This is a genomic window from uncultured Bradyrhizobium sp. (assembly GCF_936928535.1).
Classification (GTDB): domain Bacteria; phylum Pseudomonadota; class Alphaproteobacteria; order Rhizobiales; family Xanthobacteraceae; genus Bradyrhizobium.
Map to the genome: position 1 here is coordinate 38633 of NZ_CAKZHY010000055.1, position 15228 is coordinate 53860.

Genomic DNA, 15228 nt, shown 5'->3' on the forward strand with positions numbered 1-15228 from the left:
TCCAGCATGTCTCCTGATCTTCTCAAGTTCATCTTCGGCCGTCTCGGCATCGATTCGCTGCCGCTGCACGAGCCGATCTTGGTCGGCACCTTCATCATGGTTGCGCTCGGCGGCATCACTTTGCTTGCCGGCGTTACTTACTTCCGCCTCTGGGGCTATCTGTGGCGCGAATGGTTCACCACCGTCGACCACAAGCGCATCGGCGTCATGTACATGATCCTCGGCATCGTGATGCTGCTGCGTGGCTTCGCCGACGCACTGATGATGCGCGCGCAGCAGGCGATGGCCTTCAACGGCTCGGAAGGCTTTCTGCCGGCCCATCACTACGACCAGGTCTTCACCGCCCACGGCGTGATCATGATCTTCTTCGTGGCGATGCCGCTGGTGACGGGCCTGATGAACTTCGTTGTGCCGCTGCAGATCGGCGCGCGCGACGTGTCGTTCCCATTCCTGAACAATTTCAGCTTCTGGATGACGGTCGGCGGCGCGGTGCTGGTGATGCTATCTCTGTTCATTGGCGAATTCGCCCGCACCGGCTGGCTGGCCTATCCGCCACTGTCCAACATCGGTTACAGTCCAGACGTCGGTGTCGACTACTACATATGGGGATTGCAGGTCGCCGGCGTCGGAACGACCTTGTCCGGCATCAACCTGATCTGCACCATCGTCAAGCTGCGCTGCCCCGGCATGACGATGATGCGGATGCCGGTGTTCACCTGGACCTCGCTCTGCACCAACATCCTGATCGTCGCCTCCTTCCCCGTCCTGACCGTCGTGCTCGCGCTGCTCTCGCTCGATCGCTACGTCGGCACCAACTTCTTCACGAACGACTTCGGCGGCAGCCCGATGATGTACGTGAACCTGATCTGGATCTGGGGTCACCCTGAAGTCTACATCCTGGTTCTCCCGGCCTTCGGCATCTTCTCCGAAGTCACCTCGACGTTCTCCGGCAAGCGCCTGTTCGGCTACACCTCGATGGTCTACGCCACGGTCGTCATCACCATCCTGTCGTACCTGGTCTGGCTGCACCACTTCTTCACGATGGGCTCGGGCGCCAGCGTCAACTCGTTCTTCGGCATCACCACGATGATCATCTCGATCCCGACGGGCGCGAAGATGTTCAACTGGCTGTTCACGATGTATCGCGGCCGCATCCGCTACGAGCTGCCGATGATGTGGACGATCGCCTTCATGCTGACCTTCGTGATCGGCGGCATGACCGGCGTGCTGCTGGCGGTGCCGCCGGCCGACTTCGTGCTGCACAACAGCCTGTTCCTGATCGCGCACTTCCACAACGTGATCATCGGCGGCGTGGTGTTCGGCGCATTCGCCGGCATCAACTACTGGTTCCCGAAGGCGTTTGGCTTCAGGCTCGATCCGTTCTGGGGCAAGTGCTCGTTCTGGTTCTGGGTCACCGGCTTCTACATGGCCTTCATGCCGCTCTATGTGCTCGGCCTGATGGGTGTGACCCGCCGCCTGCGCGTGTTCGACGATCCCTCGCTCCAGATCTGGTTCGTCATCGCCGCAATCGGCGCCGTCCTGGTCTTCCTCGGCATCCTCTCGATGCTGATGCAGTTCGCGGTCTCCTTCCTCAAGCGCGAGCAGCTCAAGGACGTCACCGGCGATCCCTGGGACGCACGCACGCTGGAATGGGCGACCTCCTCGCCGCCGCCCGACTACAACTTCGCCTTCACTCCCGTCGTTCACGACAATGACGCGTGGTGGGACATGAAGAAGCGTGGCTACCAGCGTCCGCTCCTGGGATTCAAGGCGATCCACATGCCCAGCAGCACCGGCACCGGTATCATCCTCGCCGGCTTGGCTACCGCGATGGGGTTCGGTCTGATCTGGTACATCTGGTGGCTGGCCGCCTTGAGCTTCATCGCGATGCTCGCCGTCGGGATCGGTCACACCTTCAACTATCACCGCGACTTCGACATTCCGGCTGACGACGTCATCCGGACCGAGGATGCGCGCACCAAACTGCTCGCCGGAGCCAAGTAAATGACTGTCGCTGTCAACCCCACCCAAACCGGCGAGCCGGTCTTCTATCTCGCCGACGAACATCCGCATCCGGAAGGCTACAGCACCTCGCTCGGCTTCTGGATCTACCTGATGAGCGATTGTCTCATCTTCGCAATGCTGTTCGCCGCCTTCGGCGTGCTCGGCGCCAACTACGCCGCCGGGCCCGCGCCGAAGGACCTGTTCGACCTCAACCTGGTTGCGGTGAACACCTCGATGCTGCTGCTGTCATCGATCACCTACGGTTTTGCGATGCTGACGATGCAGCAGAACAAGGTCGCGCAGACGCAGATGTGGCTCCTGATCACCGGGCTGTTCGGCGCTGCCTTCATCGGCATCGAGCTCACCGAGTTCACCCACATGATCCATGAGGGCGCGACGCCGCAGCGCAGCGCCTTCCTGTCCGCCTTCTTCACCCTGGTCGGTACCCACGGCCTGCACGTCTCCTGCGGCCTGATCTGGCTGGTGACGCTGATGATCCAGGTCTGGCGCTTCGGCCTGATCGAAGCCAACCGCCGCCGCCTGATGTGCCTGTCGATGTTCTGGCACTTCCTCGACGTGGTCTGGATCGGCGTCTTCACCTTCGTCTATCTCCTGGGAGTTCTGCGATGAGCACCGATAGCCACGCCGCCCACGCCGGCGACCATCACCTCGACGACGGCCACGCCCACAGCACGTTCTCGGGCTACATGCTCGGCTTCGTGCTCTCGGTGGTGCTGACCGCGATCCCGTTCTGGCTGGTGATGAGCGGCACGCTGCCGAGCAAGCAGATCACCGCGCTGGTCATCATGGCCTTCGCGGTCGTGCAGATCGTCGTGCATATGATCTACTTCCTGCACATGAGCCCGAAGTCCGAGAACGGGTGGAGCATGATGGCGCTGATCTTCACCATCGTGATGGTGGTGATCGCGCTATCAGGTTCGCTGTGGGTGATGAACCACCTCAACAGCAACATGATGCCGATTCACGAGATGACGGGAATGAAGTGAGCGATCCCGTGAGACAAGAGGATGCCGAAGCGCGCAGTCCCGCAAGGGCCGCGCCTCCACGCCTCTGGCTCACGCTTCTCTCGCTGACTGCGTTCGTCGTTCTGATGGCCCTCGGCGTCTGGCAGGTCGAGCGTCGCACCTGGAAGCTGGCACTGATCGACCGCGTCGAGCAACGCGTTCATGCGCCGGCGCAGCCGATCCCCTCGCCGGCTTCGTGGCCGACGATCACCGCCGCAAACGACGAATACCGGCATATCGGCGTCTCCGGCCGCTTCCTGCACGACCGCGAGACACTCGTTCAGGCCGTCACCGAGGAAGGTCCCGGCTATTGGGTGCTGACGCCGCTCCTGCGTGCGGATGGCACGACTATCCTGATCAACCGCGGCTTCGTGCCGTCGGAGCGGCGTGACCCATCGACGCGCCAGGGCGGCAATCCGGACGGCCAGGTCGCGGTCACCGGCCTCTTGCGCGTCACCGAGCCGAAGGGCGGATTCCTCAGGGACAACGTGCCCCAGCACAACCGCTGGTTTTCGCGGGATGTCGCCGCGATTGCGGCGGCCCGCGATCTCCACAATGTGGCGCCGTTTTTCATCGATGCCGACGCCGGATCACAAGAAGCTGGCGGTCCAATCGGCGGATTGACCGTGGTCCGCTTTCCCAATAACCACCTGATCTACGCGCTGACGTGGTTTGCCCTGGCTTTCATGCTGGCCGGCAGACTTTTCGTCACATTTCGCGGCGGCGGGCTGTTCCGCCGCAAACGCTTCGTCCACGAACCGGCCGGCGGCGCAAGCGCCTCCGCCCGCAGGACGGGATCAGATGCTGGAACGATCGTCGAACCGACCTGACGACGGGACTAATCTTGGCGAGCTGGCCGTCACGCTGCAATCGCAGGCGGACGCGCGCAGCGAGTTGATCGGCGCTGCCCCCACCGACGACGAAACCAACCGCAAGAACATGGCCCTGCTGATCCAGCTGCGCTGGACTGCCGTGGTCGGCCAGATCGTGACGATCGGCGGCGTGCATTTCTGGCTCGGCATTCCCCTGCCCCTGGAGCGCATGGGCGCGGTGATCGGCGCGCTGGTGCTGCTTAATGTCTCGAGCCTGATCTGGGTGCGCCATCGTGCCGCCATCACCAACAACGAGCTGCTGGTGGCGCTGATGCTGGATGTCGCGGCGCTGACTGCGCAGCTCTACCTCAGCGGCGGTGCCACCAATCCCTTCACCTCGCTGTTCCTGCTCCAGGTCACGCTTGGCGCTGTCCTGCTCGACGCCCGCTCGACCTGGTCGCTGGTGGCATTGAGCTGCGCGAGCTTCGTGTGGCTGACGATGGCCTACCGGCCGCTCGACCTGCCGCCGAACCCGCTGAGCGAGACCTATACGCTCACCGTGGCCGGCATGCTGCTGGGCTTCGTTCTCAATGCAGTGTTGCTGGTCGTGTTCGTCACCCGCATCAACAGGAATTTGCGCCAGCGCGACGCACATCTGGCAGCGCTGCGCCAGCACGCTGCCGAGCAGGATCACATCGTCCGGATGGGCCTGCTCGCCTCCGGTGCCGCGCATGAGCTCGGCACGCCGCTCGCCTCGCTCTCCGTCATCCTCAGCGACTGGCGCCGCATGCCGGACCTCGCCGCCGATCAGGAGCTCGCCGAAGACCTCACGGAGATGGAAACCTCGCTGCAGCGCTGCAAAAGCATCGTGACGGGGATTTTGGTGTCGGCCGGCGAAGCGCGCGGCGAAGGATCGTCGCCGACGACAGTCACCGCCTTTGTCACCGCGCTGGTCGAGGAATGGCGCGATGCCCGCTCGGCACGCACGCTTTATTTCACCAACACCTTCGGCGAGGACGTCGCGATCGTCTCCGACATCGCGCTGAAGCAGGTGATCTTCAACGTGCTCGACAACGCCTATGAAGTTTCGCGCGAATGGGTCGAGCTACTCGCCGAACGCGAGGGCGATAATCTGGTGCTCTCGATCAGCGACCGCGGCCCGGGCTTCGCACCGGAAATGCTGGCGCAGCTCGGAAAACCCTATCAGTCGAGCAAGGGCCGCGCCGGAGGCGGGCTCGGCCTGTTCCTGGTGGTGAACGTGGTGCGCAAGCTGGGGGGCAGCGTCACGGCTGAGAACCACAGGAAACGTGGCGCCACCGTGCGCCTGACCTTGCCGCTCGCCACGCTCGCGATCGGAGGCAGCTTTGACGCCTGACCGTTCGCTCATCGTCGTCGAGGACGACGAAGGCTTTGCGCGCACGCTGAAACGCTCGTTCGAGCGCCGCGGCTACGAAGTCGTGCTCGCCGCATCGATAGAGGACGTCCGGAAGGTTCTGGAGGACCGAACCTTCGGCTACGCCGTTGTCGACCTCAAGCTCGGCGGCGCCTCTGGGCTCGCCTGCGTCGAGCTGCTGCATGCCCACGACGAGGAGATGCTGATCGTGGTGCTGACGGGCTTCGCCAGCATCTCGACCGCCGTCGAGGCCATCAAGCTGGGGGCCTGCCACTACCTCGCCAAACCTTCCAACACCGACGACATCGAAGCCGCCTTCACCAAGGCCGAGGGCAACGCCGAGGTCGCGCTGGACGTGCGGCCGACCTCGATCAAGACGCTCGAATGGGAGCGCATCCACCAGACGCTGATCGAGACGGATTTCAACATCTCGGAAGCGGCAAGGCGGCTGGGGATGCACCGGCGCACGTTGGCGAGGAAGCTCGAGAAGCGGCCGGTGAAGTGAGCGGTTCGCCGCGCGGAGAGGAAAACGCTCACCCGAGCTGATGACCTCGCGGCCATGCATCACTAGACTGTCGGATGCGGCGGCCGACGGCCGCCCCCGTGCTGCAACGGCCCAAGCGAGGAGACCGCCCCGTGACAATGCTCGTCGAGCGCCTCGGCTCGTCCGTCGCGCTGTCGCCCACCCCAGCCAGCGCGAGACCGAAACCGTTCAGTTTGCGCAGGCCGCCCTCGAGGCCGGCAAGAAGGAGGGCCTGCAACTCGCCGTACGGGCGCGCTATGTCGCGCTGGCCGTCATCGCCTGCTTGCTGCTGGTCATCAACCCGGCATGGGATCAGCTCTATTACGTGGCGTTGCTCGGCCTGTTCGCGCTGATCGGCTGGGCGCAGGTCAGGGTCGGGCGGGTCGGCGTATCGCGATCGGAATTGGCGCTTTTGTTCTGCGACCTGGCGTTGCTCACAATCGTCATCGTTGTCCCGAACCCCTTCGGAACGACGCACTGGCCGGTGGCGATGCAATACCATTTCGGCAATTTCATCTACTTCTTCGTGCTGCTCGCGGGCGCCACGCTAGCCTATTCCTGGCGAACGGTTGTTGCGGTCGGAACCTGGACGGCGGCGCTCTGGGCGATCGGCGCGGCCTGGGTGTGGTGGCAACCTGATCGCGATCCCGCACTGACCGCCCGCATTGCAGAGGCGGTGGGCAGCGATCACAGACTGTTCGCGCTGATCTCACCCACTGCGATTGGATTCGGCCTCCGCATCCAGGAAATCGTCGTCTTCATGATCGTGGCCATAACGCTGGCGCTGGCGGTTCGCCGCAGCAATGATCTCTTGATCCGACACGCCGCGGTGGAGCGCGAACGCGGCAACCTTGCGCGGTACTTCTCACCCAATGTCGTCACGGAATTATCGAAGCACGACGAGCCGTTGAAGCAGGTGCGCACCCAGGACGTCGCTGTGCTGTTCGTGGACATCGTCGGATTCACGGCCTTTGCCGATGTGCGCTCTCCGGACGAAGTGGTGCGGACGTTGCGCGAATTCCACGGATTGATGGAGCAAGAGGTTTTCCGTCACGACGGCACGCTGGACAAATATCTGGGCGATGGATTGATGGCGACATTCGGCACGCCCTTCGCGGGCCCGCGCGATGCCAGCAACGCGTTGCGCTGTGCCCAGGCCATGATCGCGGCGGCGGACGGCTGGAATGCACGGCGAACAGCACTCGGTGAACCGTCGATGCGCGTCGGCTTTGGCCTGCATTACGGACCGGTAGTGCTCGGCGACATCGGGCACACCTGCCTGGAATTTGCCGTGATCGGTGCGACCGTCAATGCCGCAAGCCGACTGGAGGGGCTGACGCGCGCGCTCGACTGCGCGCTGGTGGCAAGCCACGATCTCGTCAGCCGCGCCAAGCTGGAGCTCGGCGGCACAGCCGAACCATTTGCATCGTTGACTGCCCTGGAGCCCCAGGCGATCCGCGGGCTCGAGCGGCCGATCGCGATCTGGACCCAGCCGCGCACAAGGCCGTAGGCGGGTCAGGACGGCCGATGGATCAGGCATCCAAACAAAAAGCCCGGCCGAGAGGCCGGGCTCTTGAACTGTTGCGATTGACGCGACGAGATGCTTACGCGGCCTCGTCGGCGACGGTGGTATCGTCGCCATCGCTATCGTCGGTATCGCCCTCGGCATCGGCCTCACCCTCGGCGGCTTCCGCCTTGGCGTTGCGGCGCGGGCTCTTGGCGAGCTGGGCCTCGATTTCCTTGACCGCTTCGGTCTCGGTCGAGTGCTGCACCACTGCGATCTCGCGGGACAGGCGATCGAGCGCCGCTTCATAGAGCTGGCGCTCGCTGTAGGACTGCTCGGGCTGCGATTCCGACCGGTAGAGGTCGCGCACGACTTCCGCGATCGCGACGATGTCGCCCGAATTGATCTTTGCTTCGTATTCCTGGGCACGGCGCGACCACATGGTGCGCTTGACGCGGGCACGGCCCTTGAGGGTCTCCAGCGCCTTCTTCACCAGCGCCGGCTCGGACAGCTTGCGCATGCCGACGTTGGCGACCTTGGCGGTCGGAACGCGCAGCGTCATCTTGTCCTTGATGAAATTGATGACGAACAGCTCGAGCTTCGCACCGGCGATCTCCTGCTCCTCGATGGCCAGGATCTGGCCGACGCCGTGAGCGGGATAGACCACGAATTCGTTGGCCTTGAAGCCCTGACGCTGGGTCACAACTTTCTTTTCCTCGACCTTCGGCGCAGGTGCAGCGGCCTTCACGGCCGGCTTGGCAGCGGCAACGGGGGCCTTGGCAGGGGCGGCAGCAACAGGAGCCTTCGGAGCAACAGGCTTGGCAGCGGGAGCCTTGGCGACAGCAGGCTTGGCAGCAGCAGGCTTGGCAACGGTCGCTTTCGCGGCCGGTTTGGCAGTCTTGTTAGGCATTGCGCTTCTTTTGTTCTTCGAGGACTTTGCAGCCGGCGGCGCCTTGGCAGCGGCCCGACCCTTGGATGCGCTACGGCTGGCCGCGGCGACTTTTTTGGCCTCCTTATGGGAAGCCCTCGCTGAAGTACTCTTTTTACGCGTTTTCTGTGACACAGCCTGCGCGCGGAAACTGCCACGCCCCTGTTTCGACATTCGGTTTCACGGGAACCCAACGGGGCCAACTGGGCTGACGGGGGTTCGGCTTAATGTGCCCAATATAGCACATTTCCCGCAAAAATCAATGATTTAGGGGTCTTGAGGGCTGGTTTTCGGCGCTGACGAAGCTATTAGGGTTAAGTTTGCGCCGGATTTTAGTCGCCGGAGCCAGGGTTCGGAGAAAAATATTTCTCGAACTTCCCTTCCATCCCGTCGAACTCCTTGGCGTCTTCGGGTGATTCTTTCTTCTGGGTGATGTTCGGCCAGCTCTTGGCGTACTGGGTGTTCACTTCCAGCCACTTTTCCAGCCCCGGTTCCGTGTCCGGCTTGATGGCGTCGGCGGGGCATTCCGGCTCGCACACGCCGCAATCGATGCACTCGTCCGGGTGGATGACGAGCATGTTGTCACCCTCATAGAAACAATCGACCGGGCAGACCTCGACGCAGTCGGTGTACTTGCACTTGATGCAGTTTTCAGTGACGACGTAAGTCATCCAACGCTCCGAAAAGCTCTTTTAAAAGTCGCGGCTTGCGTAGCGCGGATGGCTCCGCGCTGCAAGGTCGGGAAGCCCCGATCATGACGGCTTTGCGTGATTGATCGACCAAGAAATGAACGAACAGCGCAATTAATTACTCTTTGCGCTCGCCGAACTCCTCGTAGAGCAAGCGTGCTGAGGCTGCATCGCCGCGGCGCTCGTTGAAGCCGGTCACCTTCAGCACGCGCACGGTGCGATCGAGCGCGACGGTGATGACGTCGCCGAGCTTGATCGCATGCCCGGGCGATTTCTCGCGCGTGCCGTTGATGCGGACATGGCCGGACTCGACGAGCTCAGCCGCTGAGGTCCGCGCCTTCACCACCCGCGCGTGCCACAGCCATTTGTCGAGGCGCTGCCGCTCGGTGGTCGTGGCTCTATTCCTTCTGACGCGTTTTCTTCACGCGAACCGCTCCGCACTTCGCTTGAAAACGCTATGCTACTCCTTGCGCCCCGAAAGCTGCTCTTTCAGCGCGGCGAGCTTGGCGAAAGGCGAGTTCGGGTCGGCCGGACGATCGCGCTCGCGCGGGTTCGCACTCGAAGCGTAGGGACGCAGCGACGGACCGGACTCGCGATCGCGGCGGTCGCGGCCCTTGTCGCGGTCACGGCCCCTGTTGTCGCGGCCCTTGTCACGATCGCCGCCGAACTTCTTGTTGTCGCGGTTGCGATCGCGATCCTTGTCGCGGTCCTTGCCTTGTTCTCGACCTTGGAAGTTGCGATTGCGGTCGTCGCGGCCTTCCTGGCGCGGCGCGCCCTCGCCACCTTCGCGCGGCTTGCGGAAGTCTCTGCCGCCGTCACGACGATGACCGCCGTGACGATGACGCTCACCACGCTTCTCGCCATCCGCTGATTGCGCGGCCTCTCCTTCGGCCGGCGCGGCGCCCGCTTCGGCACCCGCCTGCTGCGGGCGCTGATTGTGGTGACGCTGATGGCGATGACGCTCGTGACGCGGCTTGCGATCCTCGTGACGGCCGCCGGGACGCCAGACTTCGACGAGCTCGGGCTCGGCGGGCGTGGCCGCAGCTTCAGCCGGCGCAGCCTCGGGCGCAGCGGCATCGGGAGATGCGGCGGCTTCAGTTGCCGCGGTCTCGGCGGGAGCGGCTTCTGCGGCCGCCTCTGCCGGTGCAGCGGTCTCTTCCGCCGGCGGCGCGATGCCGGGGGCATCTTCCGGCGTGACCGGCGCTTCGGGTGAGGCTTCGAGCGCCGGCACTTCGTGCGCGGGCTCGTCGTGCTGCTCCATGCCGGGGGCGTCTTCAACGGTGACGGCTTCCGGAGCGGCTTCAATCGCGGCGTCAACGGGTGCAGCCGCCTCTTCGGTCGCAGGCGCTTCCGCAGATGGCTCGGCAGCCGGCATTTCCGTAGCAACAGGCGCAGCCGGCTTCGGCGGCAGCGGCGCGCGCTTCTCCATGCGATAGCCGAGCGCGCGCAGCACCGAGGCAAAGTCCTCGCCGGCGGAGCCTGTGAGCGAGGTCATCGCCTGCGTCACCACGAAGCCGCGGCCGTCGAATGCACCACCGGGCTTTTCGCCGGGCGAATTCTCGCGCCAGGCCAGCGCCGGACGGATCAGATCCGCAAGGCGCTCCAGGATGTCGACGCGCACGGCGCGCTCGCCGGCCTGCTTGTAGCCGAGCACGCGATAGGCATCGCGCGGCAAGCTCTTGTCGACCGGGAACGAGGTGCGGCCGGATGAGGCCAGATGCTGCGCGCCCGACAGCGCCGACAGATCGACATTGTCCTGCTTCAGCGCCCACAGCAGCGCGGCGAGCGCACGCGCAGCGGGCTTCAGGATGCCGGGGAAATAGATGTGATAGGCGCCGAAGCGGACGCCGTATTTGCGCAGCGTCGCGCGCGAGGGCTGATCGAGATCCTTCAGCTCGTTGGCGATCTTCGGCCGCTCGAGCACGCCGAGCGCCTCGACCAGCTGATAGGCGATGCCGCGGGCAATGCCGGTGACGTCCTCGGCCTTGGACAGCTCGAACATCGGCCCGAGCAGCTTTTCGATATGCGTCTTGAGCCAGAGGTCGAGCCGCGCCTGCACTTTGTCGCGCGGGCCGCCGGTCAGCCGCTCATCCGAGATGATGCGGATGCGCGGATGCAGCGCCTCATCGGCGGCGGTCAGCCGCGCGACCGCATCGCCGGTCCAGCGGATGGTGCCATCCGAGGTCAGCACGAACTGGTCGTCCGGCGCGTTGCCGAGTTTTTCGGCGCGCGTATTGATCTCGCCGGCGAGCACCGCTTGCGCGGCAGCCTGCAAGGCTTTCGCATCGGAGCCGGCTTCCGCCGCATCCGGTGCAAAGGTGAAGCCATCGAGGCGGCCGATGACATGGCCTTCGACGATCACTTCGCCGGTCTTGCCGATTTCCGTATTCAAGCTCGTGTTCTCCCGCAGGCGGCGCATCAATACACTGGTCCGGCGATCAACGAAACGCTCAGTCAAGCGTTCGTGGAGCGCATCCGATAATTTATTTTCGACCTCCCGCGCGGTCCCCTGCCAGCGATCGGGGTCTTTCAGCCAGTCCGGGCGGTTGGCGACGAAGGTCCAGGTGCGGATCTGCGCGATTCTGGCCGAGAGCGTGTCGATGTCGCCATCGATGCGGTCGGCCTGGTCGATTTGGGCCGCGAACCAGGAATCGGGGATGCAGCCCTTCCGCATCAGGAAGCCGTAGAGCGTCGTCACCAGTTCGGCATGGGCGGCCGGCGACAGTTTGCGGTAATCCGGGACCTGGCAGGTCTCCCAGAGCCGCTCCACCGCGGCCTTGCCGTGCGCGATATCGCGCACCTCGGCGTCGCGGGCGGCATGGTCGAGCACGCGCATGTCTTCGGCGATCGGGGCGCGCGTCAGCGTCTCGTGGCCCGGGGCGAGGTTCAGCGAGACCTGGAGCGCGCCGAGGGAAGAGAAATCCAGTTTCGAGTTGCGCCATTGCAGCATCTTCACGGGATCGAAGATGTGGTTCTGCAGCGCGTTCACGAGCTCGGGCTCGAACGGGCCGCAGCGGCCGGTGGTGCCGAAGGTGCCGTTGCGCGTGGCGCGGCCCGCACGGCCGGCGACTTGCGCGAACTCGGCCGGCGTCAGCCTTCGGAACTGATAGCCGTCGAACTTGCGGTCGGAGGCGAACGCGACGTGGTCGACGTCGAGATTGAGGCCCATGCCGACGGCGTCGGTGGCGACGAGATAATCGACGTCGCCGTTCTGGAACATCTCGACCTGCGCGTTGCGCGTGCGGGGCGACAGCGAGCCCAGCACCACGGCAGCACCGCCATGCTGGCGCTTGATCAGCTCGGCGATGGCGTAGACCTCGTCGGCGGAGAAGGCGACGATCGCGGTGCGGCGCGGCTGGCGCGTGATCTTGCGGTCGCCGGCGAATTCCAGCTGCGACAGGCGCGGCCGTGTGATCATGGAGACGCCCGGCAGCAGCCGCTCGATGATCGGGCGCATCGTGGCAGCGCCAAGCAGCAGCGTCTCGTCGCGGCCGCGACGGTTGAGGATGCGGTCGGTGAAAACGTGGCCGCGCTCGAGATCGGAGGCGATCTGGATCTCGTCGACGGCGAGGAAAGACACGTCGAGGTCGCGCGGCATCGCCTCGACGGTCGACACCCAATAGCGCGGGCTCTTCGGCTTGATCTTCTCCTCGCCGGTCACCAGCGCGACGGCCTCGGGGCCGACGCGGGCGACGATCTTGTTATAGACCTCGCGCGCGAGCAGGCGCAGCGGCAGGCCGATCATGCCAGAGGAATGCGCGAGCATCCGTTCGATGGCGAGATGGGTCTTGCCGGTGTTGGTCGGCCCGAGCACCGCGGTGACGCCAGCGCCAGGCACCCGATCGGACAGCGCGCGCTCGGAAGCGAAGGAGGAGGAAGAAAAGGGCATGTCTGGCTGATTAGGTAATGGCTAATGCGGCGAATGTCAGTGCTATCTGGAGCGGTGGGATGCGGGGCGCTCGCCCGCCGCGCAACTGTCTCACTTTGCGACGCTTTTCCCTCTGCTCTTTAAGCTTCGGAACGACTCTAGAACGAATCGCGGCCGAATCGCTGACTCCCCCGTGAGTCCCGTTACGTTCACGCAAGGTGTCGTGGGACCCGTTTTGCGTGTGCACTAGATGGAGTTTTCAAGTGCCGCACAAGCGGCGATTTGGCGACTGAAATCCTTAAGTTGGGGATGGCGCGGAGTCGAATCAGAATCGGGACGGAGTCAAATGGATTCCCGGGGGATGAGGGCATGCTCACCAAAACTCGAAAACAACCCCATGCACAGTAGAAACGGGCGAGTGGGGGAAGGTGGGGTGATGGCTGGCAAGCCATTGATATCACAAGGTAGTTTGGCAAACCCGTCATCCTGAGGTGCGAGTGGTGCGATGCGCAGCATCGCGCCGGGAGCCTCGAAGGATGGACGGCCCGGGTCGGGCGGCGGACGCTGACATTCGCCGCGGGAACGGCCGGGCTGTCGCCCTTCGAGGGCCGCCGAAGAGGCGGCCACCTCAGGGTGACGGTCTGAGAGGGGAATGCGCGGCCTTAGCCCCTACTGCGTCTTCGCCACCTTTGGCGGCTGGGCTGTGGTGATGAAGCTCGTGGCTTCCAGCATGGCGGGGCCGAGCGGGGTCGGCACTTTCAGCCAGAACGGAACCAGGATCCGCGTGCCGGCGACAGGCGCCAGCGCGATCTCGATGTTGCGCTGGGCGGCGAGGTATTTGATCACGGGGCGGTCGGGGATGTAGCCGGCCACAGGCACGAAATAGAGCGCGCAGACCACGACCGGGCCATGATAGCCCTTCTCCGCCTTCACGGTCTCCATGCGCTTGAAATCGAGCTTGAGCTCGTAGCGCATGCGGCCGTCGAAGATGGGTGCCGAGCCGTGGCAGGCCTCCGGCGACAACGGATCGCCGGTGCCCGGCACGCGCACCAGCGAGGCCGTCATCGGATCGAACACGCCGCGGCGATGCGCCTCGGTGACGACGATGCGGTCGGCATCGACGGGCGGCTCGGGAATGATGCCGAACTCCTTCACATTGCCCTTGTCGAGGGTGATGTGGATCTCTTCGGTCTTCTTCGAGGTGGTGGTGGAGGCCTGGTAGGCGGTGGCGACCAGCGCGCCATTGACGACGCGCCCCTGCGAGGCGCCGGTGCCGGACCCGCCCGCGAAGGTTTTCAGGATGCCGGTGGTGCCGCCCGAGGCCGCTGCGGAGAACAAATCATCCTGGATATCGATATTCCAGGCACCGCGGCCGACCGGAATGCCCGACAGCGAAGCCTCATATTGCGCCTCGAGCTTGCCCTGCGCGGCCGCAGGCGCAGCCCCCCACGCCAAAACCAGCCCACCGGCCGTGGCCAAAGCCATCCTGCCGGCCGCGCGCAGCCGCGGCGGAATGAGGGAGAACGTGTGCACGAGTCGATCCAGTCGGAAGGCGAGTAGTTGTTACTTAAGCCAGTTACGGCACTAAGCAATGCATCCGGGCAGTCCATGCCGGGAACTCACCATTGTTTTCGGCGGCGATTGCGCCCTTTATGTGATGGTAAGGCATTTTAAACATTGCCGTTTTGGTGATTTTCCCGTGCCCCCGCCCCGGGCTCCGATACCTCTCCCGCCTGCGGGAGAGGTCGCGCGAAGCGCGGGTGAGGGCTTTCTCCTCTGGGGGGCTCTCACTAACGGCCCCGTCGCGGTGATACCCTCTCCCCAACCCTCCCCCGCGCGCGCGGGAGGGAGCGCACCCACCGCGGGCGCGGGAGCGTGAAACCCCGCCCAAAACCTTGACGTCCCGGCCCTCACCCCCTATACGTCCGCCCGCTCCCTACAAGGACGAAAGAATTAGCCCCCGTGGCGCCCCGAATGGCGGCCGCAATCGTTGGGGGTTCGAACCAAGGATTTTTGCCATGTCTCGCCGCTGCGAACTGACGGCCAAGGGCCCCCTCGTCGGCCACAAGGTCAGCCACTCCAACATCAAGACCAAGCGCCGCTTCCTGCCGAACCTGGTCAACGTGACCTTCATCAGCGAAGCGCTGGAGCGCAACGTGCGCCTGCGCGTCTCCACCAACGCGGTGAAGAGCGTCGACCACAATGGCGGGCTCGATGCCTTCCTGCTCAAGGCCAAGGCCGACGCGCTGTCCCCGCGCGCCCTCGAGCTGAAGCGCGCCATCCAGAAGAAGGTCGGCGACGCGCCGGCCAAGAAGGCCAGCTAAGAGATTTTTCGAGTTGGGCGGGGGCTAGGTTGCGTCGCGTGGCGTAGGCTTAGCCGAGTAGAGTTTGCGTTGCGGCCGGGTCGAAAGATCCGGCCGTTTTTGTTTTTGCTAGCGGCGGCATTATACCTCCGCATACCTTGCCCTGCATCCATTGCCCG

Annotated in this window: 12 protein-coding genes and 1 pseudogene; 8 read left to right on the forward strand and 5 right to left on the reverse strand. The window is 64.5% G+C overall.

Annotated features, from left to right (window positions below; translation table 11 throughout):
• Positions 1-6: 6 nt before the first annotated feature.
• Genes cyoB through Q0687_RS07565 form a run of 7 tightly spaced genes read left to right on the forward strand, consistent with a single transcriptional unit; the run spans position 7 to position 7267 of the window.
• On the forward strand, positions 7-2004 hold the full coding sequence (gene cyoB / locus Q0687_RS07535) for a cytochrome o ubiquinol oxidase subunit I (protein WP_298874006.1): 1998 nt from the start codon (positions 7-9) through the stop codon (positions 2002-2004).
• Positions 2005-2634, forward strand: coding sequence for a cytochrome o ubiquinol oxidase subunit III (gene cyoC, locus Q0687_RS07540; RefSeq protein ID WP_298874008.1), 630 nt, complete (start codon positions 2005-2007; stop codon positions 2632-2634).
• The gene (cyoD, locus tag Q0687_RS07545) at positions 2631-3011 is read left to right on the forward strand and encodes a cytochrome o ubiquinol oxidase subunit IV (RefSeq protein ID WP_298874010.1); all 381 of its coding nucleotides are present in this window, start codon (positions 2631-2633) and stop codon (positions 3009-3011) included. Before cyoC ends, cyoD begins: the two co-directional genes overlap by 4 nt.
• Positions 3012-3019: 8 nt before the next feature.
• The gene (locus Q0687_RS07550; RefSeq protein WP_298874012.1) at positions 3020-3859 is read left to right on the forward strand and encodes an SURF1 family protein; all 840 of its coding nucleotides are present in this window, start codon (positions 3020-3022) and stop codon (positions 3857-3859) included.
• Positions 3831-5216 (forward strand): ATP-binding protein, encoded by a 1386-nt coding sequence (locus Q0687_RS07555; protein WP_298874014.1) that lies wholly within the window; start codon positions 3831-3833, stop codon positions 5214-5216. The genes Q0687_RS07550 and Q0687_RS07555 overlap by 29 nt, the downstream gene beginning before the upstream one ends.
• Positions 5206-5739: a response regulator transcription factor gene (locus tag Q0687_RS07560; protein ID WP_298874016.1), complete on the forward strand. Its 534-nt coding sequence runs from the start codon at positions 5206-5208 to the stop codon at positions 5737-5739. Before Q0687_RS07555 ends, Q0687_RS07560 begins: the two co-directional genes overlap by 11 nt.
• Positions 5740-5779: 40 nt before the next feature.
• Positions 5780-7267 carry an adenylate/guanylate cyclase domain-containing protein gene (locus Q0687_RS07565; RefSeq protein WP_298874018.1) on the forward strand — a complete coding sequence of 496 codons (1488 nt, stop codon included), beginning with the start codon at positions 5780-5782 and terminating at the stop codon, positions 7265-7267.
• A gap of 94 nt (positions 7268-7361) precedes the next feature.
• Here the strand turns inward: Q0687_RS07565 and Q0687_RS07570 are convergent, their stop codons facing one another.
• The 5 genes and pseudogenes from Q0687_RS07570 to Q0687_RS07590 all read right to left on the reverse strand — a co-directional run bounded on the left by Q0687_RS07570 (position 7362) and on the right by Q0687_RS07590 (position 14231).
• A complete protein-coding gene (locus tag Q0687_RS07570; protein ID WP_298874021.1) occupies positions 7362-8171 on the reverse strand; it encodes a CarD family transcriptional regulator in 810 nt (269 codons plus the stop codon).
• A gap of 350 nt (positions 8172-8521) precedes the next feature.
• Positions 8522-8860 carry a ferredoxin FdxA gene (fdxA, locus tag Q0687_RS07575; RefSeq protein WP_212333058.1) on the reverse strand — a complete coding sequence of 113 codons (339 nt, stop codon included), beginning with the start codon at positions 8858-8860 and terminating at the stop codon, positions 8522-8524.
• A 136-nt stretch (positions 8861-8996) separates the two neighbouring features.
• A pseudogene (locus tag Q0687_RS07580) lies at positions 8997-9263 on the reverse strand (RNA-binding S4 domain-containing protein); the annotation flags it as partial.
• Between the two features lie 75 nt (positions 9264-9338).
• Positions 9339-12767 (reverse strand): helicase-related protein, encoded by a 3429-nt coding sequence (locus Q0687_RS07585; RefSeq protein WP_298874026.1) that lies wholly within the window; start codon positions 12765-12767, stop codon positions 9339-9341.
• Positions 12768-13415: 648 nt separating this feature from the next.
• The gene (locus tag Q0687_RS07590) at positions 13416-14231 is read right to left on the reverse strand and encodes a DUF3108 domain-containing protein (RefSeq protein WP_298874138.1); all 816 of its coding nucleotides are present in this window, start codon (positions 14229-14231) and stop codon (positions 13416-13418) included.
• Positions 14232-14764: 533 nt separating this feature from the next.
• Here Q0687_RS07590 and rpmB point away from each other — a divergent pair.
• Complete coding sequence (gene rpmB / locus Q0687_RS07595) at positions 14765-15070, forward strand: 50S ribosomal protein L28 (RefSeq protein ID WP_298874028.1); 306 nt, start codon at positions 14765-14767, stop codon at positions 15068-15070.
• Positions 15071-15228 lie beyond the last annotated feature (158 nt).

What these genes read in the sequence shown, in the direction of transcription:
- cyoB (WP_298874006.1), top strand. Translation starts at nt 7, where the DNA reads ATGTCTCCTGATCTTCTCAAGTTCATCTTCGGCCGTCTCGGCATCGAT.
- cyoC (WP_298874008.1), top strand. Translation starts at nt 2,005, where the DNA reads ATGACTGTCGCTGTCAACCCCACCCAAACCGGCGAGCCGGTCTTCTAT.
- cyoD (WP_298874010.1), top strand. Translation starts at nt 2,631, where the DNA reads ATGAGCACCGATAGCCACGCCGCCCACGCCGGCGACCATCACCTCGAC.
- Q0687_RS07555 (WP_298874014.1), top strand. Translation starts at nt 3,831, where the DNA reads ATGCTGGAACGATCGTCGAACCGACCTGACGACGGGACTAATCTTGGC.
- Q0687_RS07565 (WP_298874018.1), top strand. Translation starts at nt 5,780, where the DNA reads ATGACCTCGCGGCCATGCATCACTAGACTGTCGGATGCGGCGGCCGAC.
- Q0687_RS07570 (WP_298874021.1), bottom strand. Translation starts at nt 8,171, where the DNA reads ATGCCTAACAAGACTGCCAAACCGGCCGCGAAAGCGACCGTTGCCAAG.
- fdxA (WP_212333058.1), bottom strand. Translation starts at nt 8,860, where the DNA reads ATGACTTACGTCGTCACTGAAAACTGCATCAAGTGCAAGTACACCGAC.
- Q0687_RS07585 (WP_298874026.1), bottom strand. Translation starts at nt 12,767, where the DNA reads ATGCCCTTTTCTTCCTCCTCCTTCGCTTCCGAGCGCGCGCTGTCCGAT.
- Q0687_RS07590 (WP_298874138.1), bottom strand. Translation starts at nt 14,231, where the DNA reads ATGGCTTTGGCCACGGCCGGTGGGCTGGTTTTGGCGTGGGGGGCTGCG.
- rpmB (WP_298874028.1), top strand. Translation starts at nt 14,765, where the DNA reads ATGTCTCGCCGCTGCGAACTGACGGCCAAGGGCCCCCTCGTCGGCCAC.